The organism is Paenibacillus sp. VCA1, assembly GCF_031583795.1.
In the GTDB taxonomy this organism is placed as follows: Bacteria; Bacillota; Bacilli; order Paenibacillales; family Paenibacillaceae; genus Paenibacillus_AQ; species Paenibacillus_AQ albilobatus.
Map to the genome: position 1 here is coordinate 285,323 of NZ_JAVLSX010000005.1, position 25,264 is coordinate 310,586.

General features: G+C 53.1%; 25 protein-coding genes. All 25 read left to right on the forward strand.

Annotation, left to right across the window (positions count from 1 at the left end):
* Positions 1-21: 21 nt before the first annotated feature.
* The 25 genes from RJP21_RS13190 (at position 22) to rbfA (ending at position 25,258) form a co-directional block, all read left to right on the forward strand.
* A complete protein-coding gene (locus RJP21_RS13190; RefSeq protein WP_160037397.1) occupies positions 22-483 on the forward strand; it encodes a chemotaxis protein CheW in 462 nt (153 codons plus the stop codon).
* A gap of 37 nt (positions 484-520) precedes the next feature.
* Positions 521-1,114: a chemotaxis protein CheC gene (locus tag RJP21_RS13195; RefSeq protein WP_373309166.1), complete on the forward strand. Its 594-nt coding sequence runs from the start codon at positions 521-523 to the stop codon at positions 1,112-1,114.
* A complete protein-coding gene (locus RJP21_RS13200) occupies positions 1,107-1,604 on the forward strand; it encodes a chemotaxis protein CheD (RefSeq protein ID WP_160037399.1) in 498 nt (165 codons plus the stop codon). The genes RJP21_RS13195 and RJP21_RS13200 overlap by 8 nt, the downstream gene beginning before the upstream one ends.
* 2 nt (positions 1,605-1,606) lie before the next feature.
* Positions 1,607-2,017, forward strand: a complete 411-nt coding sequence (locus tag RJP21_RS13205; RefSeq protein WP_310859670.1) for a hypothetical protein — start codon at positions 1,607-1,609, stop codon at positions 2,015-2,017.
* 14 nt (positions 2,018-2,031) lie between these two features.
* Positions 2,032-2,820, forward strand: coding sequence for a FliA/WhiG family RNA polymerase sigma factor (locus RJP21_RS13210; protein WP_160037401.1), 789 nt, complete (start codon positions 2,032-2,034; stop codon positions 2,818-2,820).
* A 30-nt stretch (positions 2,821-2,850) separates the two neighbouring features.
* Positions 2,851-4,260, forward strand: coding sequence for a flagellar assembly protein A (locus RJP21_RS13215; RefSeq protein ID WP_310859671.1), 1,410 nt, complete (start codon positions 2,851-2,853; stop codon positions 4,258-4,260).
* Positions 4,261-4,326: 66 nt separating this feature from the next.
* Positions 4,327-4,635 (forward strand): hypothetical protein, encoded by a 309-nt coding sequence (locus tag RJP21_RS13220; RefSeq protein WP_236575396.1) that lies wholly within the window; start codon positions 4,327-4,329, stop codon positions 4,633-4,635.
* Positions 4,636-4,711: 76 nt separating this feature from the next.
* Positions 4,712-5,293 carry a DUF6115 domain-containing protein gene (locus RJP21_RS13225; protein ID WP_310859672.1) on the forward strand — a complete coding sequence of 194 codons (582 nt, stop codon included), beginning with the start codon at positions 4,712-4,714 and terminating at the stop codon, positions 5,291-5,293.
* Entirely contained in the window at positions 5,290-5,913 is a 624-nt protein-coding gene (locus RJP21_RS13230) for a peptidase (RefSeq protein ID WP_310859673.1), read from the forward strand. The genes RJP21_RS13225 and RJP21_RS13230 overlap by 4 nt, the downstream gene beginning before the upstream one ends.
* Before the next feature lie 310 nt (positions 5,914-6,223).
* Positions 6,224-6,922, forward strand: a complete 699-nt coding sequence (gene rpsB / locus RJP21_RS13235) for a 30S ribosomal protein S2 (protein WP_310859674.1) — start codon at positions 6,224-6,226, stop codon at positions 6,920-6,922.
* A gap of 161 nt (positions 6,923-7,083) precedes the next feature.
* Complete coding sequence (tsf, locus tag RJP21_RS13240; protein ID WP_036706956.1) at positions 7,084-7,734, forward strand: translation elongation factor Ts; 651 nt, start codon at positions 7,084-7,086, stop codon at positions 7,732-7,734.
* Positions 7,735-8,030: 296 nt separating this feature from the next.
* Positions 8,031-8,759: a UMP kinase gene (gene pyrH, locus RJP21_RS13245; protein WP_036706960.1), complete on the forward strand. Its 729-nt coding sequence runs from the start codon at positions 8,031-8,033 to the stop codon at positions 8,757-8,759.
* The gene (gene frr / locus RJP21_RS13250; RefSeq protein ID WP_310859675.1) at positions 8,759-9,313 is read left to right on the forward strand and encodes a ribosome recycling factor; all 555 of its coding nucleotides are present in this window, start codon (positions 8,759-8,761) and stop codon (positions 9,311-9,313) included. The genes pyrH and frr overlap by 1 nt, the downstream gene beginning before the upstream one ends.
* A 71-nt stretch (positions 9,314-9,384) precedes the next feature.
* The gene (locus RJP21_RS13255; RefSeq protein ID WP_160037407.1) at positions 9,385-10,152 is read left to right on the forward strand and encodes an undecaprenyl pyrophosphate synthase; all 768 of its coding nucleotides are present in this window, start codon (positions 9,385-9,387) and stop codon (positions 10,150-10,152) included.
* A gap of 23 nt (positions 10,153-10,175) precedes the next feature.
* Positions 10,176-10,976 (forward strand): phosphatidate cytidylyltransferase, encoded by an 801-nt coding sequence (locus tag RJP21_RS13260; protein WP_310859676.1) that lies wholly within the window; start codon positions 10,176-10,178, stop codon positions 10,974-10,976.
* A 19-nt stretch (positions 10,977-10,995) separates the two neighbouring features.
* Positions 10,996-12,135 (forward strand): 1-deoxy-D-xylulose-5-phosphate reductoisomerase, encoded by a 1,140-nt coding sequence (locus RJP21_RS13265; protein ID WP_310859677.1) that lies wholly within the window; start codon positions 10,996-10,998, stop codon positions 12,133-12,135.
* A gap of 267 nt (positions 12,136-12,402) precedes the next feature.
* Positions 12,403-13,674, forward strand: a complete 1,272-nt coding sequence (rseP, locus tag RJP21_RS13270) for an RIP metalloprotease RseP (RefSeq protein ID WP_310859678.1) — start codon at positions 12,403-12,405, stop codon at positions 13,672-13,674.
* A 31-nt stretch (positions 13,675-13,705) separates the two neighbouring features.
* Entirely contained in the window at positions 13,706-15,154 is a 1,449-nt protein-coding gene (gene proS, locus RJP21_RS13275) for a proline--tRNA ligase (RefSeq protein ID WP_310859679.1), read from the forward strand.
* Positions 15,155-15,371: 217 nt separating this feature from the next.
* A complete protein-coding gene (locus RJP21_RS13280; protein ID WP_310859889.1) occupies positions 15,372-19,682 on the forward strand; it encodes a PolC-type DNA polymerase III in 4,311 nt (1,436 codons plus the stop codon).
* Positions 19,683-19,911: 229 nt separating this feature from the next.
* The gene (gene rimP, locus RJP21_RS13285; RefSeq protein WP_310859680.1) at positions 19,912-20,373 is read left to right on the forward strand and encodes a ribosome maturation factor RimP; all 462 of its coding nucleotides are present in this window, start codon (positions 19,912-19,914) and stop codon (positions 20,371-20,373) included.
* 137 nt (positions 20,374-20,510) lie between these two features.
* Complete coding sequence (gene nusA, locus RJP21_RS13290) at positions 20,511-21,608, forward strand: transcription termination factor NusA (protein ID WP_036706975.1); 1,098 nt, start codon at positions 20,511-20,513, stop codon at positions 21,606-21,608.
* Positions 21,609-21,662: 54 nt separating this feature from the next.
* Positions 21,663-21,971, forward strand: coding sequence for an RNase P modulator RnpM (gene rnpM, locus RJP21_RS13295; protein ID WP_160038423.1), 309 nt, complete (start codon positions 21,663-21,665; stop codon positions 21,969-21,971).
* Positions 21,964-22,287, forward strand: coding sequence for a YlxQ family RNA-binding protein (locus RJP21_RS13300; RefSeq protein WP_160037414.1), 324 nt, complete (start codon positions 21,964-21,966; stop codon positions 22,285-22,287). Before rnpM ends, RJP21_RS13300 begins: the two co-directional genes overlap by 8 nt.
* The gene (gene infB / locus RJP21_RS13305) at positions 22,280-24,886 is read left to right on the forward strand and encodes a translation initiation factor IF-2 (RefSeq protein WP_310859681.1); all 2,607 of its coding nucleotides are present in this window, start codon (positions 22,280-22,282) and stop codon (positions 24,884-24,886) included. The genes RJP21_RS13300 and infB overlap by 8 nt, the downstream gene beginning before the upstream one ends.
* A gap of 18 nt (positions 24,887-24,904) precedes the next feature.
* Positions 24,905-25,258 carry a 30S ribosome-binding factor RbfA gene (gene rbfA, locus RJP21_RS13310; protein ID WP_160037416.1) on the forward strand — a complete coding sequence of 118 codons (354 nt, stop codon included), beginning with the start codon at positions 24,905-24,907 and terminating at the stop codon, positions 25,256-25,258.
* Positions 25,259-25,264: the final 6 nt, after the last annotated feature.

Genomic DNA, 25,264 nt, shown 5'->3' on the forward strand with positions numbered 1-25,264 from the left:
TCATTAAAGGAGGTTATATTCATGGGAGAAGAAATCAAAGTCATCGTATTTAAACTGGGCAGCGAAGAATACGGCATCGAAGTGGACAAGGTGCAAACCATCGAGCGCATGCTTCCCATCACCAGAGTTCCGAAAACCTATGCGTTCGTCAGAGGCGTGATCAATCTTCGCGGCGTGGTGATCCCGGTTATCGATCTTCGCGGCCGGTTCGGATTGGAAGAAACCGAATATACCGATCAGACCCGGATCATCATCGTCGCGGTGAATGACATGGAAGTCGGCTTTATCGTCGATTCCGCAAACGACGTCATCGACCTGCACACGGACCGGATCGAAACTCCGCCGGAAGTCGTCGGAGGCATCAAGGCGAAATATTTGGACGGCGTGGCGAAAATCGGCGACGACCGACTGCTCATCATGCTGAATCTGTCCGAAGTGCTCAACAAAAACGAAATCATCCAATTGGAAAGTTTAGAGGAATAGCCCCGTGGAGGTCTTTAAACATTTCAAGGAATTTAAAATGGACGTTCTGCGGGAGGTCGGGAACATCGGCGCCGGCAACGCCGCCACCGCATTGTCCCGCCTTCTGAACAAACCTGTGGACATGGCCGTGCCCAAAGTGCAGCTGCTGCCATTCGAAGAAATTTCGGAAAAGGTCGGCGGGGCCGAACAGGTCGTCATCGCCGTGTTCCTCCGCGTCGAAGGCGAAGCCCCGGGGAATTTGTTTTTTATCATGAGCCCGGAAGCGGCCAAAAGCCTGCTGAATAGACTGGTGGGCATCCGGCGCGATACGGACGGCATGTTTAATGAATTGGAGCAGTCCGCGCTTTGCGAAATCGGCAACATTTTGGCAGGCTCCTATTTGTCGTCGCTGGCCGACTTCACGAAACTCGGCATGTCCCCCACCGTTCCGGCGCTGGCGATGGATATGGCGGGCGCCATACTCAGCTACGGCTTGCTGCAGTTCGGACAAATGGGCGACGATGCCCTGCTGATCGATACGACGTTTCTTGAAGGCGACCACGAGGTGGAAGGCCAGTTTTTCCTGATTCCCGATCCGGACTCATTCGCCAAGATATTTAAATCCCTGGGAGTACCGATAGACCATGATTGAAGAGCAAAGCGTTGTGAAAGTAGGTATGGCCGACCTGAACGTGGTACAACAATCGGGAATCATCAGGACGGTCGGTCTGGGGTCGTGCATCGGCCTTACGATGTATGATCCCCAGCTCAAAATCGCCGGTATGGCGCATGTGATGCTGCCATCCTCGGACATTGCCCGCGAGGGGCAGCTGAATGTTGCGAAATATGCGGACACGGCGCTACCGGCTCTTTTGGACAAACTGCTGCAGCTGGGCGCTTCCCCTTCCCGCATCGTCGCCAAAATGGCGGGGGGAGCGCAAATGTTCGCTTTTGCCGGCACCGGGGATACGATGCGGATCGGGCCTAGGAACGTGGAGTCCTGCAAAGCCAAGCTGGAAGAACTTCAAATTCCGCTTATTGCAGAAGACACTGGGGGGAATTACGGCCGTACCATCGAATTGGACGCGGGCACGGGCAAATTGTATATCCGCAGTGTACAAACAGGTGTAAAGGAAATGTAGCCATGAAAGGAAATCTGCGATTTAATCTGGTATTCGGCGTTTTTGGATTTGTTTTGACCCTGCTGTTTTCCTTGACGAACAATCTGTTCATGACGAGCGTAATCCGCGGTCTGGTGTCGTTTGCGATCTGGTTTGCGCTTGCTTTTCTGCTCCGGTGGGCATGGACGGTCGTCAGCACTCCGCCTGCCGAAGCGGAGCTTCACGACGGAAAACGGGGGGATCAAGAGACCGGTACCCGTTTGGACTTGACGACTCCCGACGAGAGTGACGAGCTAAATGAGCTGTTGAAGCCGAAATCTGACCTGCCTCTTGAAAAGGGTGCTGGTTTTACTCCGCTCAATCCGCCAAAACTGGTCTCGAAGAAGGATCCTGAAGAATTGGCCAAAGCAGTTCGTCACCTGACAGAAAATTAAGGAGGGTGAGGGTAGTGGGCGAGCGAAAAATTTCACATCTGAACCATGCCGGACTTTGGGAAGAGTGGAAAGAAAGAGGGAACCTTGAAGCCAAAAAGAGGTTGATCGAAAACTATCTGCACATCGTGGACTACGTGTCGAGCCGGCTCGCGATCGGACTTCCAAAAAACGTCTCAAAGGACGATTTGGCCAGCAACGGCGTGATGGGCCTGATCGACGCCGTGGACAAGTTCGATTACAAGCGCGGTCTTCAGTTTGAGACGTACGCTTCCTTCCGGGTGCGGGGGGCCATTCTGGATTCGCTCCGCCAGGGCGACTGGGTGCCGCGTTCCGTTCGCGAGAAAGCGAAAAAAATCGAAGATGCCTACCAGCAGCTGGAACAAAAGCATCTTCGGTCGGTAACGGATGCTGAAATGAGCGAATATCTGAACGTTTCGGAAAAGGAATTCCAACATATGCTTCAGGAAGTGGCGGTCATGTCACTTTGCTCACTTGAGGATCCGATCAGGGAGGAAGAATCCGAAACCCGATTATCCGTCATGGTCGATGACAAAGCCAAAAACCCTGATTACAAGGTTAATGAGTTTTTTTTGAAGGAAGCGCTTGTGAAAGGGTTGGAAAAGCTTACCGAAAAAGAGCGAACTGTTGTATCATTATTATATTACGAGGATTTATCCCTTAGCGAGATTGCCGAAGTGATGTCACTTTCGCCTTCAAGAATTTCTCAACTGCATTCCAAAGCCATTTTGAGGCTGCGCGGAACGCTGGAAAAACACCGGGAATTGCTAATGCAAAACGATTGACCGCTGTAGAAATGGAAGGGAGGAAAAGGATTGACAGCTCAATTAGGGTTGGACAGCTATTTAAACGTCACGTTTTCGGATGACAAAAGCGTCGCTTATATTCAATTCTCGAAACGTGATGAAAGCTTCAAATGCACCGAAGACGAGCTGATGCTATTTTTGCGCAGCCACCAGATTCAGCACGGGATCGAAAAAGGGGTGATCAGCCGGATCGCAAGCCATCCCGAAGAATACATGTTCAGCCGGACGCCGGTGGCCATGGGGGAACAACCCGTCAGCGGCAAGGACGGATACATCGAATATGCATTCAAGCTTCGGGAAGAGCATGATCACCGCCCCCAGGAGACCGAAGACGGCAAAGTGAATTTCAAGGAGCTGCTGAGCCTGAACAACGTCATCAAAGGGCAGCTGATCGCGAAGAGGATCCCGCCCGAACCCGGCAAACCCGGCACCGCGGTCACCGGTGAGCCGATCCCGTTCAAACCCGGAAAAGAGGCTTATTTCAAGGTAGGAAAAAATGTGGTTCTCGATCCGGAGCAAACGGCCATGTACGCGGCCATCGACGGGCTTGTGACGACGACGGAAAAAGGCAAAATCAACGTGTTCCCGGTTTATGAAGTAAACGGCGACGTGGATTACAGCGTAGGAAACATCGATTTCGTGGGCACGGTCGTGATTCGCGGCAACGTGTTGACGGGCTTCCGGGTGAAAGCCGCGGGGGATATCCGCGTCGTGGGCGGCGTCGAAGGCGCCGAGCTGGAAGCCGAAGGTTCGATCGAAATTACAAGCGGCATCATCGGCTATAACAAAGGCAGCGTGCGGGCAGGGAAAAACGTCAAAAGCTCGTTCATCCAGGACGGAAACGTCGTAGCGGGCGAAGACGTCATCGTATCGCAAAGCATCATGCATTCGAATATCCGCGCGGGCAAAAACATCATCTGCAACGGAACGAAAGGTTTGATCGTCGGAGGCAGCATCCAGGCGGGGGAAAGGGTAACGGCCCGTACGATCGGCAACACCATGTCAACGACGACCTCCATCGAAGTGGGCGTCCAGCCCGAGCTCAGAAACGAACTAACGGAACTTCGCCTGCGCTCGAAACAGTTGATGGAAGCGCTTGACAAAGCGGACAAGGCGTTGAACCTGCTAAATCAGCTGGCATCGACGGGGCAGCTGTCCTCGGACAAAATCGCGCTCCGGCTGAAGCTGAATGCGACTAAAAAATCCACGCAGCGCGAGCAGGACGAGGTCAGGGAGCGAATTTTCGAGATCGAAAAAACGCTGGAGGAAACCGTCAAAGCCCGGGTCGACATCATCAAAAAGATTTATGGCGGCTCCAAAATCGTGATCGGCAGGTACACGAGGTTCATCAAGGATCCGGCGGAAAGGGTGTCCTTTTATTTTCACGAAGGCGACATCACGATGATTCCCTACATTTAATTCAGACACGCGGGGTGTATGACGTCGTAAGTCATTTTTTTTGCAGGCAGGTGAATGTTCGTGAGTATGAAACCGGTAGAGATGCAAATCGCCATTCCCCGTACAACGGAAGCAAGCAAAATACAAAACGATATTCATCACCGAACCTCGCAGGAGCAGCAATTTTTGGCGGGGCAGCAGCTTAAGGAAAGCAGGGAGCTCCGCCAGCGGAGCACGGGGGTCGACGAAACGGCCAATGCCGCGGTGCGGGACGAAGGCAAACAGCAATCTTCGCCGAAGAAGGGTTCTTCCCGCCAGCCGTCCAAGCAGGAGCCGGGAGAACATCAGGATGCGGAGCATCCTTATAAAGGACGCCGTCTCGATGTGTCTCTCTGAGTCTCGTCATGTTGTCGGCATGTTTAGAAATTCGCATCTATTCGTATTTATTCGCATTTAAAGGAGAACAAAAGTTTTGGAACCGTGGATGATTGTCGTTATTTTAGGCGCCGCCGCCATTGTGTACGCCCTCATGCTGCCTAAACGGCAAGTCAACAAAACGGCGGACAAGGAGCAAATGGTCCGGGAAGTGGAAGCGACGCTGGAGCAGTACATGGCGGATATCGAAAGAGAAAACGAAGAGCTGGTCGAGCTGATCGGCCAAATGAAGCAGGACATGACCTCCAGGCAGCTTGCCCAGCAGGAGCAGCTTGCCGAGATGAGGCAGCGGCTGGTTCAGCTTGAGCAGCAGCATACGCAGGCTGAAACTCGCCTTTCCGAGGTAGAACAAGGAAACCGGCTTGCGGCTTCCGCTTCCGCCCTTGGTACGCAGCAGGAAACGGCCGCAGCGGCTCAGGAATCCGGCCAATCGGCGGCTAACGATACCGAAACGGATCAAGAGGAGGCGAAACAGCCATCCATCCGGGACCGGTATCCGGAGCTGTTCGAGCTTCACGCCCAAGGGAAATCGATGGAAGCCATCGCAAAATTCACGGGGCTGCAAAAGGGAGAAGTGCAGCTGATCCTGCAGCTGGCGAAACGGGAGGGATCGCTGTGATCAAAAATCGTTCCTTTATGATCGGCCTCGGCAGCGGGCTGCTCGCCGGAGCGCTCCTTTTGCAGCTGATGAACGCGGGAGCGGAGCAGCAGGTTTCGTCCCGGCCCCCGGAGGCCGTGAAGCTGACGAAAGACCAGCTGCAGGAACAGGCCGAAGCCTTGGGCCTGCAAATCATCGACGCCGATGACGATCGGATGACCGAAGAGGAATGGAAGCAGCGGATGATCGACAAAAGCGCGAAACCGCAAGGAAGCGGCGTCAAGGCACCGGCAGCGGGGCAAAAGGCCGAAGCGCCGAAAACGCCCGAAAAACCCGCTGTCCCGGATTCCAAGGCCGCCGGCCAAACCGCGAGCGCGGGGAAAGAAACCGGTTCAGGCGTTAACAAGCCGAAAGCGCCGGAGGCTCCGCCGATCACGGTTAAGATCGCAAGCGGCAGCAACCTGACGGATGTCGCCGACAAGCTGAAAAAATCCGGGGTCATCTCCGACGCAGCCGCTTTCGTGGAAAAAGGGAGAGGGCAAAAAATGAGCACGAAAATCCGCTCCGGAACTTACGAATTTGCTCCAGGCGAAGATTTCACCAGCATCATTGCCAAAATCACGACAAAACCGCCGCGCTGACGCGAACGCAGCCGTTGCGGTTTTTTGGTGCGTCCCGGCAGGCGTTGAAGGGGATGGATAACCCGTCGGGATTATAGCGGCCGCCCGGGTTTGCGACTTGCGAAAATGGTCGTTTTGGAAGGCGTTCCGGGCGGCGGCGAAAATCCCGTGAATAGGCGTTGCATCGGGCATTCACTTATGGTATATTAATTGACGGTGTTAAAACACACGCTGTCGGATTTCGTAAAGGGTGCTTTCCTGATGGAAAGTCTTGACGGGAAATGAAAACAGCGGAGGACACAAAAAAACCAAATTTAGGAGGTGTGTGAAGATGGCAGTTATTTCCATGAAACAGCTTCTTGAAGCTGGCGTTCACTTCGGTCACCAAACTCGTCGTTGGAACCCGAAAATGGATAAATATATCTTCACCGAAAGAAACGGTATTTACATTATCGACCTGCAAAAAACAGTGAAAAAGGTCGAAGAAGCTTTTAACTTCGTTAAGAGCGTAGCTGAAGAGAACGGAACAATTCTGTTCGTCGGCACAAAAAAACAAGCTCAAGACTCCGTGAAAGAAGAAGCTGAACGTTGCGGCATGTACTACATCAACCAACGCTGGCTCGGCGGAACTTTGACAAACTTCGAAACGATCCAAAAACGTATCAACCGTTTGAAAGAACTCGAGAAGTGGGAAGAAGACGGCACATTCGCCGTTCTGCCTAAAAAAGAAGTCATCATTCTCCGCAAAGAGAAAGAACGTCTTGAAAAATTCCTGGGCGGGATCAAAAACATGAAGGGTCTTCCTAGCGCCCTGTTCATCATCGATCCTCGCAAAGAGCGCATTGCGGTTGCCGAAGCTCGCAAATTGGGTATCCCAATCGTGGGCATCGTCGACACGAACTGCGATCCGGACGAAATCGACTACGTTATCCCTGGTAACGACGACGCGATTCGTGCCGTTAAACTGTTGACCGGCAAAATGGCCGACGCTGTGGTGGAAGCTCATCAAGGCGAAGAAACCACTGCCTAAGATCAGCAGGCAAGCTATAGACATGAATTAAATGAAAAGGGTGGTTGGTAGGTGCATAACCTCTCACTGCCCTTTTTTTAAGATATAAGGGAGAAGGCTTCGGAGAATACTCTCCTTATATCGCCAAAAATCAATGAATTAACTTTTGGAGGGAAAATCCTATGGCAGTAAGTGCTAGTGCGGTAAAAGAGCTTCGTGAAAAAACAGGCGCAGGTATGCTGGATTGCAAAAAAGCGCTGGAAGAAGCAAACGGTGACATCACAAAAGCGGTCGAACTTCTTCGCGAAAAAGGTCTGGCAGCGGCAGCAAACAAAGCCGGACGCGTAGCGACCGAAGGTGTTGTCGAATCTTACATCCACGGCGGCGGCCGCATCGGCGTCCTCGTCGAAATCAACTGCGAAACCGACTTCGTGGGCAAAACGGATCAATTCAAAGAGTTTGCTCGCGACATCGCAATGCACATCGCCGCTTCCAGCCCTCGCTACGTAGCGCGTGAAGAGGTGCCTGCGGAAGAAATCGAAAAAGAAAAAGAAATTTTGAAGGCTCAAGCTTTGAACGAAGGCAAGCCTGAAAAAATCGTTGAAAAAATGGTTGAAGGCCGCATCGGCAAATACTTCGAAGAGTTCTGCTTGCTGGAGCAGCCGTTCATTAAAGATCCGGACAAAACCGTCGCTACGTTGCTGAAAGAAAAAATCAGCACGATCGGCGAAAACATCTCGATCCGCCGCTTCGTTCGTTACGAACTGGGCGAAGGCATGGAGAAAAAAGTGGATAACTTCGTTGAAGAAGTTATGGCGCAGGTTAAAAACTAAGCGGGAAGCATGCGCGTTTTATGCGCCCTCGGATGAATATGGAATGATGAAGAGCGGAACACGCCAGTGTTCCCTCTTTTTTCAGAGATCAGTAAAATAACAGCTTTGCGTGGAATGCCGCCTGATCTCGTAAGAAAAACATCCGCTGCAAGGCCGCTACAGCCGGCATCGGAAGTTTTTCTTTTGAGTATGAGCATGACATCAGTTCTGGTAGCTCCGCCCCGCGGAGCGGGAAGCAAAGACGTTTTCTAAACGGGCACCAGACAGGTGCTGTCTTAAAGTGGAGGGTAAACATTTTGAAAGAGCCAATTTTTAAACGAGTTGTCTTGAAAGTCAGCGGGGAATCCCTCGCGGGCCAAAACGGATACGGCATCGATGCGGCGACGATCGCATCCATCGCTGAACAAGTGAAGGAAGTTGTGGAGCTGGGCGTTCAAGTCGCGATCGTTTGCGGCGGCGGGAACATCTGGCGCGGAATCGCCGGAAGCTCCAGCGGCATCGACCGCGCGACGGCGGACTATATGGGCATGCTGGCCACGGTGATGAACTCGCTGGCGCTGCAGGACGCATTGGAGCAGATCGACGTACCGACGCGTGTGCAAACCTCGATTGCGATGCAGCAAATCGCCGAGCCCTACATCCGTCGCAGAGCGATCCGCCACCTGGAAAAAGGGCGCGTCGTCATTTTTGCCGCAGGAACAGGCAACCCGTTCTTCTCGACGGATACGACGGCCGCGCTGCGCGCAGCCGAAATTGAAGCCGAAGTCATCCTGATGGCCAAAAACAAAGTGGACGGCGTATATTCCGCCGATCCTTTCAAAGACAGCACGGCAGAAAAGTATGAGCAGCTGACGTATCTGGACGTACTGAACAAAAACCTGGGCGTGATGGATTCCACGGCATCTTCCCTCTGCATGGATAACAACATTCCGCTTATCGTATTTGCGATTACCGAGCAAGGAAACATTAAACGGGTCGTTCAAGGCGAAAAAATCGGAACGATCGTTAAAGGGAGTGTAGATTAATGCCTCAAACAGTGAAAAAGAACGCGGAAGAGCGCATGGAAAAGGCGATCTCCGCTTTGAAAAGAGATTTGGCGACTTTGCGCGCGGGCCGCGCTACCCCAGCCCTTTTGGATCGGGTACAGGTCGAATATTACGGTGCGATGACACCGCTGAACCAGTTGGCCAACATCAACACGCCGGATTCCCGGACGCTGATGATCCAGCCTTGGGATAAATCCTCGTTGTCGGACATTGAAAAAGCCATTCTGAAATCCGATCTCGGATTGACGCCTGCGAATGACGGAAACACCATCCGCCTTGTCATTCCGCCGCTGACCGAAGAACGCCGCATGGAACTGGTGAAAATGACCAAGAAATTCGGCGAGGAAGCCAAGGTGGCCATCCGCAACATCCGCCGCGATGCGAATGACGACATTAAAAAAATGGAAAAAACCGATATATCTGAAGATGAATCCCGTCGCCATCAGGACGACATTCAGAAAACGACGGATAAATTCATCGCGGAAGTCGACAAAGTGCTCGCAGCCAAAGAAAAAGAGATCATGGAAGTATAAGAGACTTGCGGCCCCTCCTTTTATGGTGGGGTTTATGTCTTTTTTGCAGAAACCCGCATGGAGGAACTAGAATGATCAAACGAGTTCGATCGTGGTGGAAACGGGAAGAGAAAATAGAGCCGCCGGAGCGATCAATAGACAATGTTCCTGAGCATGTCGCCATCATTATGGACGGTAACGGACGCTGGGCGAAACGCCAAGGGCTTCCGCGCATCATCGGGCATCAGAACGGAATGAAAGCCGTCAAGCGGACGACGATTGCAGCGGATAAGCTGGGAATCAAATATTTGACGCTGTATGCCTTTTCGACGGAAAATTGGAAACGTCCGAAGGACGAGGTCGATTTTTTGATGCGTCTGCCGCAGGAATTTCTCGCCATCGAATTGGATGAGCTGGTAGAGAAAAACGTACAGGTTCGGATGATGGGCGATCGGGAAGGGCTGCCTTCCCATACGGTCAAAGCCATGGAAGAAGCCGTCCGCCGTACCGAAACCAATGATGGATTGGTGCTGAATTTTGCCCTCAACTACGGCAGCAGGAAGGAAATTACCGACTGCATGCGCGAATTGGGGCGGAAAATTGAAGCGGGCGCGCTGAACCCGGAAGACATTACGCCTGAAATGCTGGATCGCCATATGCTTTCCGGCGGTCTCCCCGATCCGGATTTAATCATACGTACCAGCGGAGAGATGCGGGTCAGCAACTTTATGCTCTGGCAAATGGCATATAGCGAAATGTGGTTCACCGATATCTATTGGCCTGATTTCAATGAACATTATTTATACGAAGCGGTTGCCGAATATTCGCGCAGAACGCGGAGATACGGCGGCTTGACTTAAGCCATATGGAGGATGGATTATCGTTGAAACAACGACTGATTACCGGTATCATTGCTGGAGTTGTTTTTTTGGGATTATGCCTGCTTGGAAGGCTGCCGTACCATCTGATCGTGCTGGCGATGGCGCTGATCGGCTATTTCGAATTCGTGCGCATGACGAAGGTTTCTCCTTTTAGCGGTACGGCATGGCTGGGATATTTGGGCGTGCTTACGTTCGTGTTTCCATGGAAGCTGCTGGACATCGCTTTTCCGCTGACATGGGATCATGCCATCTGGCTGCTGATGTTCCTGTTCATGCTGGTAACGGTTGTGACGAAAAATAAAATCGGAATACAGCAGGCGGCCATGCTGTTTTTGGGCGCGGTTTACATCGGGGTCGGCTTTGCCTATATCGCCGGTACCCGGAATGCGCCGGACGGGCACGGGCTGTTCTGGACGTTCCTTTTGCTCGTGTCGATTTGGTCCAGCGATGCGGGAGCTTATTTTGTAGGAAAATGGATCGGCCAAAACAAGTTGTGGCCCGCCATCAGCCCGAACAAAACCATCGAAGGCGCCCTGGGAGGCGTCGTTATTGCAATGGTGGCCGCCGTCGTGTTTTCCCTCCTGTCCGGAGGGATCCTGTCGTTCGGACGGGCCCTTGCGATCGGATTGGCCTGCGCCGTGGCGGGACAGCTCGGGGATTTGATCCAATCCGCCTATAAGCGCGTATACGGCATCAAGGATTCCGGCACGCTGCTGCCGGGGCACGGAGGCATTTTGGACCGCTGCGACAGCTGGATCATCGTCTTTCCGTTCGTACATATCGTGATGCTGATGCCTTATTAAAACGAGAGAAGGTTTCGATATGAAGAAAATTAGCGTGCTCGGCTCCACGGGCTCGATTGGAACGCAGACACTGGATGTGGCGGCGAAGCATTCTGAACATTTTCAAATCGAAGGACTTGCTGCGGGCGGCAACACGGACTTGCTGCTTGAACAGGTAAGGCGGTTCAAACCGCGCAAAGTCTCGGTGGCCACGCGCGAGCTGGCTGAACGGATCCAATCCGAGGTCCCGGCAGGCACGGAAGTGTTCTACGGGGATCAAGGCTTAATCGAAATCGCGGCCGGAACGGACGCCGACATGGTCGTCACGGCCGTCATGGGGAGCCTCGGGCTCCCTTCGACGCTGGCCGCGATCGAAGCCGGAAAAACCATCGGCCTGGCCAATAAGGAAACGCTTGTGACGGCCGGCCATATCGTGACGGCGCTCGCGCGGGAAAAAGGCGTCAAGCTGCTCCCGATCGACAGCGAGCATTCGGCGATTTTTCAATGCCTGAACGGAGAAAGTCGCAAGGACTTGGCCTCCATTACGTTGACGGCATCCGGCGGCTCCTTCCGCGACCGGACGCGTGAGGAATTGAAGCGCGTGACGGTGGAGGATGCGCTCAAGCATCCGAATTGGTCCATGGGGGCGAAAATTACGATCGATTCGGCGACGATGGTGAACAAAGGGCTGGAAGTGATCGAAGCGCACTGGCTGTTCGACCTGCCCTATGAGCAAATCAACGTGCTGCTGCATCCCGAAAGCATCATCCATTCTTTCGTGGAGTTCCGGGATACGAGCATCATCGCCCAGCTGGGCAATCCGGACATGCGGGTTCCGATCCAATACGCCCTGACGTATCCGGAACGATGGGATTCGCCGGCGCAGAGGCTTTCGCTGGCCGAGGCAGGCAAGCTTCAATTCCGCGAAATGGATTTCGAACGCTTCCCTTGTTTAAGACTGGCCTATGAATGTGGTAAAATGGGTGGTACAGCCACGACCGCATTTAATGCCGCCAACGAGGTGGCGGTTGCGCGGTTTCTGCGCAAAGAGATTTCATTTTTGCAAATTGAGGATATCATCGAAAGAGTGCTCGAACGGCATCACAACATTCCAGAACCGGAACTTGCGGAAATTGAAGATTGCGACAAGCGCACCCGGGAGGCCGCAGCCAAGCTTTGACCTTTCGAACGGCGCAAAACACCGCAAACATCCACTCTTCTCCCTTATCTAAAAAATGACTCAAAAGTGATTCTCTTGTGCGGGTCCGGAGAATAATGATAATCTATATAGACTGAATCGAGAGACGAGCCTTATACGGGCGCCAGCCCGCACGGCAAGGCTGAAACAGCCCATAACGGAGAATAATTCATTCTATGGGATCGGCGGCCGCCGCCGATCGTGGATTATGAAGCTTCGGCCTCAGACAATAAAGGGGGATGCGTCGAATTGGAAATGGTGCAGGTAGTTTTTTTGACGGTGCTCATGTTTTTCGTCATCGTAACCGTGCATGAATGGGGACATTATTATTTCGCCAAACGCGCAGGCATACTGGTTCGGGAGTTTGCGATCGGTTTCGGTCCGAAACTGTTTTCTTATAAACGGGGGGAAACCCAATTTACGCTTCGTTTGCTGCCGTTTGGCGGTTATGCCCGCATGGCGGGTGAAGATCCGGAGCTGGTGGAAATCCATCCCGGGCAAACGGTGGCCGTCCGGGTCAAAGACGGCGAAGTAAAAAAGATTTATTTGGATCAGTTGGACAACCGTAAAAACGTCATCCGCGGCGAGGTCGAATTCATCGATTTGACCGACAGCCTGAAAATCCGTCTGGATGTGGACGGCGAAGTTCAGCAGTTCCCGATCCATCCGCAGGCGATGCTGGTCGCCAAGTCCCAGGAGACGCAAATCGCGCCGAGGGACCGGCAGTTCGCCAGCAAGACGGTCGGGCAGCGGGCGATGTCGATTTTTGCCGGCCCGCTGATGAACTTTATCCTGGCTTTTATCTTGTTCGGAATCCATCTTCAAATGGCCGGCATTCCGGTCGAAAATCCGACGTACATCGTGATCGGGGACGTTTCGAAAGGAATGCCGGCGGATGAAGCCCATTTGAAAAAAGGCGACATCGTCGAAACGATCGACGGCGTCAGCATCGGCACGGATTATGAGAAGATGATCGATATGACGGCCAAGTCCGAAGGCAAGCCGATGAAGTGGACAATCCGCCGCGGCGACGAGGTGTTCAACGTGACGCTGACCCCTCGGTCGATGGAAGGGCAAGAGGGAGGGAAAATCGGCATCTCACCCGCATTCCCTACGCGCAAGGCCGGCATTGGTGAGACCTTTACCGGGGCAGGTACCGCCATGGTTGATTGGACCAAAATCATTTTCCAGGGTTTCGGCAAGTTGATCAAGCAGTTCAATATGAACGATATCAGCGGACCGGTAGGGACCTTTGAGATTACGGGCCAGATTGCCAAGCAAGGAATTGCCCAGCTCACGCAATGGGCTGCGATATTGAGTTTGTATCTGGGCATTTTCAACCTGCTGCCGATTCCGGCCATGGACGGAAGCCGGCTCGTGTTTCTTGGCGTTGAAGCCGTCCGCGGGAAGCCGATCGATCCGAGCCGGGAAGGTATGGTGCATTTCGTCGGGTTTGCGATGCTGTTCCTGTTAATGATTGTAGTAACTTATAACGACATATTGCGTTTAATCAACGGATAATTGACGATACATTGGGAGGAAGTCCATTTTTATGTCAAACGATAAACAATTTGTGACCGAGATAACGCCGCAGGGGGAAGACTTCTCGCGCTGGTACATCGACGTGATTAAAAAAGCGGATCTTATGGATTATTCGCCTGTGCGCGGATGCATCGTTTTCCGCCCGGACGGCTATGAAATTTGGGAGCATATCCAACAAGAGATGGACCGCCGTTTCAAAGAAACGGGCCACCGCAACGCCTACTTCCCGCTTTTCATTCCGGAGAGCTTTTTCCAAAAGGAAAAAGAGCATGTCGAAGGATTTAATCCGGAGCTGCCTTGGGTAACCGAGGCGGGCGGCGACAAGCTCGAGGAGCGTCTGGCGATCCGTCCGACCTCCGAAACGATGTTTGGCCACATGTATTCGAAATGGATTCAATCCTATCGCGACCTGCCCGTCCTGATCAACCAGTGGGCCAACGTCGTGAGATGGGAAAAACGGACGCTGCCATTCCTGCGCACGAGCGAGTTTTTGTGGCAGGAAGGCCATACCGCCCACGAGACGGAAGAGGAAGCGCGCGAAGAAACGATGAAAATGCTTGAAGTTTACCGCAGCTTCGTGGAAGAATATTTGGCGATCCCGGTCATTACCGGCCAAAAAACGCCGTCCGAGAAATTTGCGGGTGCGGTCGACACGTTCTCCATCGAAGCGATGATGAAGGACGGACGTGCCGTGCAGGCGGGAACGTCGCATTACCTCGGAACGAATTTCGCGGTTGCGTTTGACATTCAATATTTGAGCCGCGAAAACAAGCAGGAATACGTGCATACCACTTCTTGGGGGACAAGCACGCGTCTGATCGGTTCGATGATCATGGTGCACGGGGATGACCGCGGGCTTGCGCTGCCGCCGAAAGTGGCGCCGACCCAAGTCATCATGATTCCGATCGGTCCGCCGAAAACGTGGGACGCGGTCGTGGGACGCACGGACGAGCTGTTCGCCGAACTGAAAAAGGAGGGCATCCGCGTTCGCGTCGATGACCGGAACGACCTGCGTCCTGGCTGGAAGTTCAACGAATACGAGATGCGCGGGGTGCCTGTACGTCTCGAAATCGGTCCGCGCGATATGGAAAACGGCGTTTGCGTGCTGGTATCGCGGATTAGCGGCGAGAAAAAGGTCGTTCAGCAGGCCAACCTCGTGGAAGAGGTTCAAGCGATGCTGGACCAGGTGCAGCGGGAAATGTTCGACCGTGCGAAGCAGTTCATGAACGACCATTTCTACTCCGTGGATACGCTGGAAGAAATGAAGGCGAGCATGGAGGAAAAACGCGGGTTTACGCTGGCCGGCTGGTGCGGGTCGGAAGCCTGCGAAAGCAAGGTCAAGGAAGAGACCGGCGCAACAAGCCGCAACATTCCGTTCAACCCTGCCGAGGAAAAGCATACTTGCCTCGTTTGCGGACAACCGGCCAAACATACGGTTGTGTTTGCTAGAGCTTATTAAGAAGAAGCAATCCGTATCCGCCGGGACCAATTTGCAAAATATCAGGAACTTTATTTTGAACTGTTGTATGGGATAGGTTTTGTACCGATTCAACAATAAACCAATGAGGAGCTTCTGCCAGAAGTAGGCCCGGTGTGCTGTGAACCCGGTATATATGACTGGATTCAGAAGCTTTTCATTTTTAGCAGTGGGAGCAAGGGGGAAGAGAGCATTGGACATGACTGGCGAGAAAAGAAAACGGTTTGAGCTTCTGATGAAGCAGGGCGAAATCCCCCCCGGATTGGTCGACCCTTATTTTTTGGACGGTTACATCGAGCAGGTGGAGACGAGCCGGAGCAATAAAGAGTGGATCATTACGATCGGCAAAGAGACGCTCGTGCCTGCAGAGGTATACCGGAATTTTTGCCTGAAGCTTAGGGAGAAAATGCAGCATATCGCTAAAATCACGTTTATTTTCAAATATGGTTCTGCGGTAGATGCTGGCGAAATCGTCAATACGTACTGGAATTTGTTCTTGGAATGGGTTCACAGGGAAATTCCGTCGGTCAACGGCTGGATGGCCAGAGCGGGACATGAGCTGGACGGGGACTTGCTGCTTGTAAACATGACGGATCCCACCTCGCTCGAGCTTGCGCGCAAAAAGCAGATCGATCAGGCGATCATCCGTTTTTATCAGCAATATTTTGCGCTTCCGCTCAGGGTAAAAGTTCAAGTCGGGGAAATCAACCGGGAAGCCTACGAAGAATTTGAGCAGAAAAAACGCGCGGAAGAGCTTGAAGTGATCCAGCAGATGATGACGAGCATAGAAGCCGAAGCGCGCGAGGCCGAGGATGACGGGGAAGAGGTACGGCTGCAGGTCGGTTACGACATCAAGGACCAGCCGGTGCCGATCCAGGAGATTCAGGACGAGGAGAAAAAGATTACGGTTCAGGGAACCATCTTTGGACTGGACAGCAAGGAGCTCCGCAACGGCAGCACGCTGTTTATGTTCAACCTGACGGACTTCACCGATTCGCTGCAGATGAAAATGTTTGCGAAGACGAAAGAGGATTTGAAGATTTTAGGCTTGCTGGCCAACGGCAAATGGGTGAGAGCGCGCGGACGGGTGGAGTATGACCGGTTCATGCAGGTTCCCGAGCTGGTGATGATTCCATCCGATTTGGTCGAGGTTCAATCCCCTCCCGCCCGAAAGGATGCCGCTCCCGAGAAACGCGTGGAGTTTCACCTGCATTCGACCATGAGCACGATGGATGCGGTGACGCCCGTCGACCAATATATCAAAACGGCGGCCAAATGGGGCCATAAGGCGATCGCGATTACCGATCATGGCGGCGTGCAGAGCTTTCCGGACGCGGCCAAGGCGGCGAAGAAAAACGGCATTAAAATGATCTATGGCGTGGAGGCCAACGTGGTCAACGACTCGGTTCCGGTCGTCATGCAGCCGAAACCGATCGAGCTGAAATCGGCGACATACGTCGTATTCGATATCGAGACCACCGGCCTGTCGATCACGAACAGCAAAATTACCGAGCTTGCCGCGGTCAAAATGCACGAGGGCAAAGAGATCGGACGGTACGCAACGTTCGTCAACCCGCACGAAAAAATCCCTTACCATATTCAGCAGCTCACGAACATTACGGATGAAATGGTGAAAGATGCGCCGGACCTGGAGCCCGTTCTGAAGGAATTCGTCGAATTTATCGGCGACGGCGTGCTCGTGGCCCACAACGCAAGATTCGACGTGGGTTTCATCCAGGCTTCCTTGAAACAATACGGCATGCCGCAGCTGGACAACCCGGCGCTCGATACGCTTGAGCTAGCCCGCTTGCTGCATCCAGGGATGAAAAACCACCGGCTGAACACGCTGGCGGATAAATACAAGGTGCTGCTTGAAAGCCATCACCGGGCGATCGACGATACGGTGGCGCTGGCCGGCATTTTGAACGGATTGTTGGCCGATGCGGAAAAAATCAAGGGGCTGACGATGCTCGACCGGCTGAACGATTACGTCGGCAAGGATCTGTCCAATACCCGTCCGTTCCATTGCGGCATTTATGCGCTGAACCCGATAGGCAAAAAAAATCTGTTCAAGCTGATTTCGTTGTCGCATACCGAATATTTCATGCGGGTTCCATGCATACCGAGATCCAAGCTTGTCGAGCTGAGGGAAGGGCTGCTTGTCATCTCCGGCTGCGAAAAAGGCGAATTTTTCGAGACGGTGCTGAACAAGACGGTCGAAGAAGCGATGGAAGTGGCGGAATTTTACGACGTGCTGGAAATTCAGCCGCTGACGATGTACATGCACCTGGTCGACAAAGGGCTGGTCGGAAGCCCGGCCGAGCTGAAGGCGGCGATCAAGACGATTTGCGATATCGGCGAAAAACTGAACAAGCCGGTTATCGCCACGGGCAACGTCCATTATCTCGATCCGCGCGACAAGCTGTTCCGCGACATTACGATCCACGGCATCACCGGTTTCAGCCCGCTGAAGGATATCCGCAAGCCGGACGCGCATCTGCGCACGACGGACGAAATGCTGGAAGAATTCGAATTTTTGGGCAAGGACAAGGCCTTTGAGGTTGTGGTGAAAAACACCAACGAATTGGCGGACCGTTTCGAAGAGCTCGAACTGTTTCCGGATAAACTCTTTACGCCGATCATCGAAGGCGCGGACGAGGAGATCCGGAACACCTGCTATGAAACGGCGAGGTCGATTTATGGGGAAGACCTGCCGGAAGTCGTCGTCGCCCGGCTGGAGAAAGAGCTGGAGCCGATCATTAAATACGGCTTTTCCGCCAACTATCTGATTTCCGAAAGACTCGTTAAAAAATCCAATCGGGACGGTTATCTTGTCGGCTCCCGGGGTTCCGTCGGTTCTTCCGTCGTCGCCACGTTCCTGGGCATTTCGGAGGTTAACCCGCTCCCTGCGCATTACATTTGCCGGAACGAAGCCTGCAAATACAGCGAGTGGTTCCTCGACGGCAGCGTGCCGAGCGGATTCGACCTTCCGGACAAGGAATGCCCGAAATGCGGCCAGATGCTGAAGGGCGAAGGGCAGGACATTCCGTTCGAAACCTTCCTTGGCTTCAAAGGCGACAAGGTTCCCGATATCGACTTGAACTTTTCCGGCGAATACCAGCCGCATGCGCATAACTACACGAAGGAAATTTTCGGCGAAAAATGCGTGTTCCGGGCGGGAACGATCGGTACCGTCGCGGAGAAAACGGCGTTCGGCTACGCGAAAAAATACGAGGAAGACCATCATAAAAGCTGGCGCGGCGCCGAGCTGAGCCGCCTTGCGGCCGGCTGTACCGGCGTTAAACGCAGCACCGGCCAGCATCCCGGCGGGATCGTCGTCGTGCCGGATTACATGGAAGTGGAAGACATCACTCCGGTCCAATACCCGGCGGACGACACAAGCGCGGAATGGAAAACGACCCATTTCGATTACCACGCCTTTGACGCGAACTTGCTGAAGCTCGATATTCTGGGGCACGATGATCCGACGATGATGCGGATGCTGCAGGATTTGACGGGGGTCGATCCGACCACCATTCCGATGAACGATCCGAAGGTCATGAGCATGTTCAACTCGACCGAGGCGCTTGGCGTCACGCCCGAGCAGATCCGGACCCCGGTCGCCACGTACGGCGTGCCGGAAATGGGAACGAAGTTCGTCCGCCAGATGCTGATCGAATCGAAGCCTTCGTCCTTTGCGGACTTGCTGCAAATTTCGGGCCTGTCCCACGGAACGGGAGTTTGGCTCGGAAACGCCCAGGAACTGATCAAAAACGGCACCTGCAACATCAAAACGGTGATCGGTTGCCGTGACGATATCATGCTCTACTTGATTTATAAAGCCGGCATGGATGCCAGCCTCGCCTTCAAAATTACGGAAAGCGTCCGTAAAGGCAAGGGGCTGACGCCGGAATGGATCGAGGAAATGAAACGATGCAAAGTGCCGCAGTGGTACATCGATTCATGCCTGAAAATCCAGTACATGTTCCCGAAAGCGCACGCCGCGGCATATGTTATTTCAGCGGTGAGAACGGCATATTTCAAGCTCTACTATCCAATCGAATATTACGCGACCTACTTTTCGGTTCGTGCCGAAGATTTCGACATCGAGCTTTGCTGCCAAGGCTACGACGCGATTTACCGCCAGATCGAGGAAATCGAGCAGAAAGGCTTCCAGGCCACCACGAAAGAAAAAAGCATGCTTCCGGTGCTTGAAATGGCGCTTGAGATGACCGCACGAGGCTTCACCTTCAAGAGTCTGGATTTGTACCGCTCGGAAGCGACGCGCTTCATCGTAGATGGTGAATCCCTGATCCCGCCGTTTTCGGCCATGCAGGGCATCGGCGAAAACGCGGCGCGCAACATCGCTGCCGCGCGCGAACAAGGCGAGTTCCTCTCGATCGAAGACTTCCAGCAAAAGTCGAAGGCAAGTAAGTCGATCATCGAGCTGCTGACGCAAATGGGCTGCTTCCGCGGCCTGCCGGAAAGCAACCAGCTCTCGTTGTTTTAATACTACGGACGGATCAATACCCATTTATATCCTCTCTTGACAATGGGGCGATGCCGTGCAGCCCTTGCTGCGACTGGCGGCAGTCAAGGAGTGATACTTGTCAGTGCTGCCAGACTATGTTATAATTTTTTTGGCAATCATGGAGATAAAACCGTTGTTTAAAGAGTGGGGCGACCCACTCTTTACTCTTTGGTATATAGGATATTGAAAGTCTTGGAGGTAATAATCTTTGAGCACACCGAAGATCAAAGGAATTGTAGAGGAAATGGTCCGCTCCTTTCTGGATGAGCATAACTTTGAGCTTGTCGACGTCGAATACGTCAAAGAAGGCAGCAACTACTTTTTGCGCGTCTATGTCGACAAGGAAGGCGGCATTGACATCGATGATTGCGGCATGATCAGCGAATATCTGAGCCAGAAGCTGGATGAGAACGATCCGATTCCCACCGCATATTTTCTGGAGGTATCCTCCCCTGGCGCCGAGCGTCCGCTGAAGAAAAGCGAAGACGTGGCCAAAGCCGTCGGCAAAGATGTGTTTGTGACCGTGTACGAGGCGGTTGACGGCCAGAAAGAATTCGAAGGCCGGCTTCTTTCGTTCGAAAACGACGAACTTGTCATCTCCGTAGGAAAGAAGCAGCACACCATCCCGTACGCTAAAGTTGCCAGTGCCAGACTGGCCATTATTTTTTAAAAATCCAGGAATTTGTTAGGACAAAGCGCCGCTCGTAATTCCCGGATTTTACGTCGCGAAACGCAAGCTTCACCTGTCAAAGACGGCGAAGGCGTTTACGCTTGGGTGCATGTAATGAAAGGGGGAACTGATTTCCAATGAGTATGGATTTTATTGAAGCGATGAATGAACTGGAAAGAGAAAAGGGAATCAGCAAGGATATTCTGTTCGAAGCGATTGAAGCCGCGCTGATCTCCAGCTACAAACGCAACTTTAACACGGCGCAGAACGTGCGCGTCGACATGAACCGCAACTCGGGCGTCATCAAGGTGTATGCCCGCAAGCTGGTTGTGGAAGAGGTGCTTGATCCTCGCACCGAAATTTCCCTGCCCGCGGCAAGGGAGATCAACCCGCATTTCCAAATCGACGATATCGCCGAAATCGAGGTTACGCCTCGCGACTTCGGCCGCATCGCCGCCCAGACGGCGAAGCAGGTCGTCACCCAGCGCATCCGCGAAGCGGAGCGCGGCTTGATCTACAACGCGTTTGTGGATAAAGAAGAGGATATCGTGACCGGCACGGTGCAGCGCCAGGATCTGCGCAACTTTTACGTGGATCTCGGTAAAATCGAAGCCGTGCTTCCGCTCAGCGAGCTGATGCCGAATGAAAAATTCAAGCACGGCGACCGGATCAAGGCTTATATCACCAAGGTTGAAAACACGACGAAGGGACCGCAAATCATGTTGTCCCGCACGCATCCGGGTCTCCTCAAGCGGTTGTTCGAGCTTGAAGTGCCCGAAATTTTCGACGGCGTGGTGGAAATCCGTTCCGTAGCCCGGGAAGCGGGCTTCCGTTCCAAAATCGCGGTTTACTCCCGCAATCCGGAAGTGGATCCGGTCGGATCCTGCGTCGGGCCGAAAGGCCTCCGCGTGCAGACCATTGTCAATGAGCTGCGCGGAGAAAAAATCGATATCGTTCGCTATTCGGAACAGGTGGAGGAATACGTCGCCAACGCCCTCAGCCCGTCGAAAGTGCTGGAAGTGATCGTGTTCGAAGAGGAGAAAATGGCCCGCGTCATCGTGCCTGACTACCAGCTTTCCCTCGCAATCGGGATCAAGGGCCAAAACGCCCGGCTGGCAGCGAAGCTGACCGGCTGGAAAATCGACATCAAGAGCGAAAGTCAGGCGGAACAGGAATTCGGCAGACCGAAAACATCCTCGGTCGAAATGCATCAGGATTCCGTCTCCGTCGATTGACAGCAGGATTCGGAACATCCTGAACCTTAACAAGGACGGGAGGGCTGCGCCATGATCAAGCAAAAAAAAGTGCCGCTGCGCAAATGTGTGGCGTGCCAGGAAATGATGCCGAAAAAAGAACTGATCCGCATCGTGAAGACGCCCGAAGACGAGGTGCTCATCGATCTGACCGGCAAGAAGTCGGGGCGAGGAGCTTACCTTTGCGGGAAAGTCTCCTGTTTTAAGCTCGCGCAAAAAAACAAGTCGCTGGACCGTGCCCTGAAACATCACGTCAAGCCGGAAATTTACGAGCAGCTTGCCGAGGACTTCATATCGGTGGAGGATGAATTTTTGGCGGTAAAGGAAAGCGCGGCCGATGAATAAATTTTTCTCCCGCCTCGGTCTTGCCATGCGCGCGGGAAAGCTGCTGACCGGCGACGAGATTGTGCTGAAATCGATACGGTCTTCGGAAGCCAAGCTAGTCATCCTTGCGGGAGACGCCTCAGCAAATACACAGAAAAAGTTCCGCGACAAATGCGGAACGTACAACATCCCTCTGGTGATCGGATTTGACCGCGAAAGTTTGGGCGCAAGCATCGGTAAACCCGAAAGAGTTGTGCTCGCAATTACGGATCAAGGATTCGCAGAAATGATCTCCAAAAGCTTGGAGATAATGTCGGAGGTGGAGTATATTGAGTAAACAAGACAGTAAAGATAAACTGCGTGTATACGAATATGCAAAATCATTAAATATGAGCAGCAAAGAAATTATTACCATCTTGAAACGGCTGAATATTCCCGTCAACAATCATATGAGCGTGATGGAGAATGATTCGGTCGCAAAAGTGGAACAATTTTTTCGAGATATCAAATCGAATGCCGCTGCGAAAAGAGAAAGCGGGGAAACTCTTACGACAGCTAATACTTCTTCCATAAAAAATGACAACAACCGGACAGATCGAAACCAGGGCAGCCGGCCGGCAGGCCAAAGCCAATCCCAAAAACAACAGGAAAAGCAGGTAAGTATGAATAATAAATCGAATCAAAACACAGCAAACGGTTCCCAGCGAACCCAGGGCGGGCAGGATTCCCGCAGAGGCCACTCGAACCAGGGAGGCCAAAATAACGGTGCAGGCAACCGCAGCCAGGGCGCAGGTGCAGGCAACCGCAATCAAGGATCTTCCCAAGGAAATCGGCCTCAAGGTTCGAATCAGGGAGGCGCAAACCGCGGTCCCGGCGGACAGCAATCCGGTGGGCAGCGGTCGAACAACGGCCGTCCACAGCAATCCGGAGGTCGTCCGCAGCAGTCCGGACCCCGTCCTTCCCAAGAAGGCGGTTCGAGCGATAACTTCTCCAGACCAAACGATAACCGCGGTGGCAATCGCAATCAAGGCAATAACCAAAACCGTGGCAAAAACGGAAGTTCCAGACGGTTTGAAGACGGAAACAACAAATCCGGTTCGTTCAACCGGAATAATCGTGGAGGCAAGAACAACAAAGGCAGACAGCAACACAACCAGCCGCCGCGCGAGAAAATCGATAACACGCCGAAGAAAATCATCGTGCGCGGTAATATGACGGTTGGCGAAACAGCCAAATTGCTTCATAAAGACGCTTCCGAGGTTATCAAAAAGCTGATCCTGATGGGCGTTATGGCTACGATTAACCAGGAGCTTGATATCGATACCATTCTTCTTCTTGCCGGAGAGTTCGGCGTTGAGGTCGAAGTGAAGATTGTTGTTGAGGACGACCGCTTCGAGACCCTTGAGGAGAACGATGATCCAGCGGATCTGAAAGCCCGTCCGCCGGTCGTTACCATCATGGGGCACGTTGACCATGGTAAAACGACCTTGCTCGACGCCATCCGTTCTACGAACGTTACCGGCGGCGAAGCAGGCGGCATCACGCAGCATATCGGCGCTTACCAAGTCGAAATCAACAACAAAAAAATTACGTTCCTGGATACGCCGGGCCATGAAGCCTTCACGGCGATGCGTGCACGCGGAGCGCAAATCACGGATATTACGATTATCGTCGTAGCGGCCGATGACGGCGTCATGCCGCAAACCGTGGAAGCCATCAACCACGCCAAAGCGGCCGAGCTGCCGATCATCGTGGCCGTAAACAAAATCGACAAGCCGTCGGCAAATCCGGACAAAGTAAAACAAGAACTGACCGAATACGGTCTTGTGCCGGAAGAGTGGGGCGGAGACACCATTTTCGTCAATGTTTCGGCAAAGCAAAAAATGGGTCTCGAAGAACTTCTTGAGATGATCCTGCTTGTTGCCGAAGTGAACGAATATAAAGCGAACCCGGACAAACGCGCGCGCGGCGCCGTCATCGAGGCGGAGCTGGACAAAGGCCGCGGCCCGGTGGCACGCGTACTGGTGCAGCATGGTACGCTGAAAATCGGGGACGCCTTCGTTGCGGGCAACTGTTTCGGACGCGTTCGCGCCATGGTGAACGACAAAGGCCGCCGTCTGAAGGAAGCCGGTCCATCCACGCCGGTTGAAATTACCGGTCTGACGGAAGTGCCGCAAGCCGGCGATCCGTTCATGGTTTTCGAAGACGAGCGCAAAGCCCGCTCCATCGCCGAAAAACGCGCGATCACCCAGCGCCAATCCGATCTTGGCAGCAACGTGCGCGTAACTCTCGACGACTTGTTCCAGCATATTAAAGACGGCGAGATCAAAGACCTGAACGTGATCATCAAAGGCGACGTGCAAGGTTCGGTCGAAGCTTTGAAAGGTTCTTTGGCCAAAATCGAAGTGGAAGGCGTACGTGTGAAAATCATCCACAGCGGTGTCGGTGCTATCACGGAATCCGACATCATTTTGGCTGCCGCATCGAACGCGATCGTCATCGGCTTTAACGTTCGTCCGGATCCGCAAGCCGGAGCGACGGCAGAACAAGAGAAAGTCGATATCCGTCTGCACCGCGTCATTTACAATGTCATCGAGGAAATCGAGCAGGCTATGAAAGGTATGCTGGATCCAGAATATAAAGAAGTGGTCATCGGCCATGCCGAAGTCCGCAACCTGTTTAAAATCAGCAAAGTGGGCACCATTGCCGGCTGCATGGTTACTCAGGGCAAAATCACGCGCAACGCTGAAGTCCGTTTGATTCGCGGCGGCATTGTTGTTCACGAAGGAAAAATCGATACACTCAAGCGCTTCAAGGATGATGCTAAAGAAGTTGCCCAAGGTTATGAATGCGGCATTACCATAGAAGGATATAATGACCTTAAGGAAGGCGACGTCATCGAGGCGTTCATCATGGAGGCTGTCGAGCGCAAGTAACTAAAGAGGTGAACATGCATGGCCAAAATACGTGTTGGGCGGGTCGGCGAACAGATTAAAAAAGAACTGAGCCAGCTCATCCAAAGTGAATTAAAAGACCCGCGCATCGGTTTCCTGACCGTAACCGGCGTGGATGTAACTAACGATTTATCCCAAGCGAAGGTTTACCTCAGCGTGCTGGGAGACGAAGAGCAGAAAGAGAACTCGCTGAAAGCTCTGGAGAAAGCCAACGGTTTTCTCCGCTCCGAGCTTGGCAAGCGGATTCGCCTTCGTCACATACCCGAGCTGATTTTCAAGTTCGATGAATCCATTGCTTACGGCAGCAAAATCGAAAAGCTTCTGGGCGAAATCAGCAAAAACGATTCGAACTAATTAAAG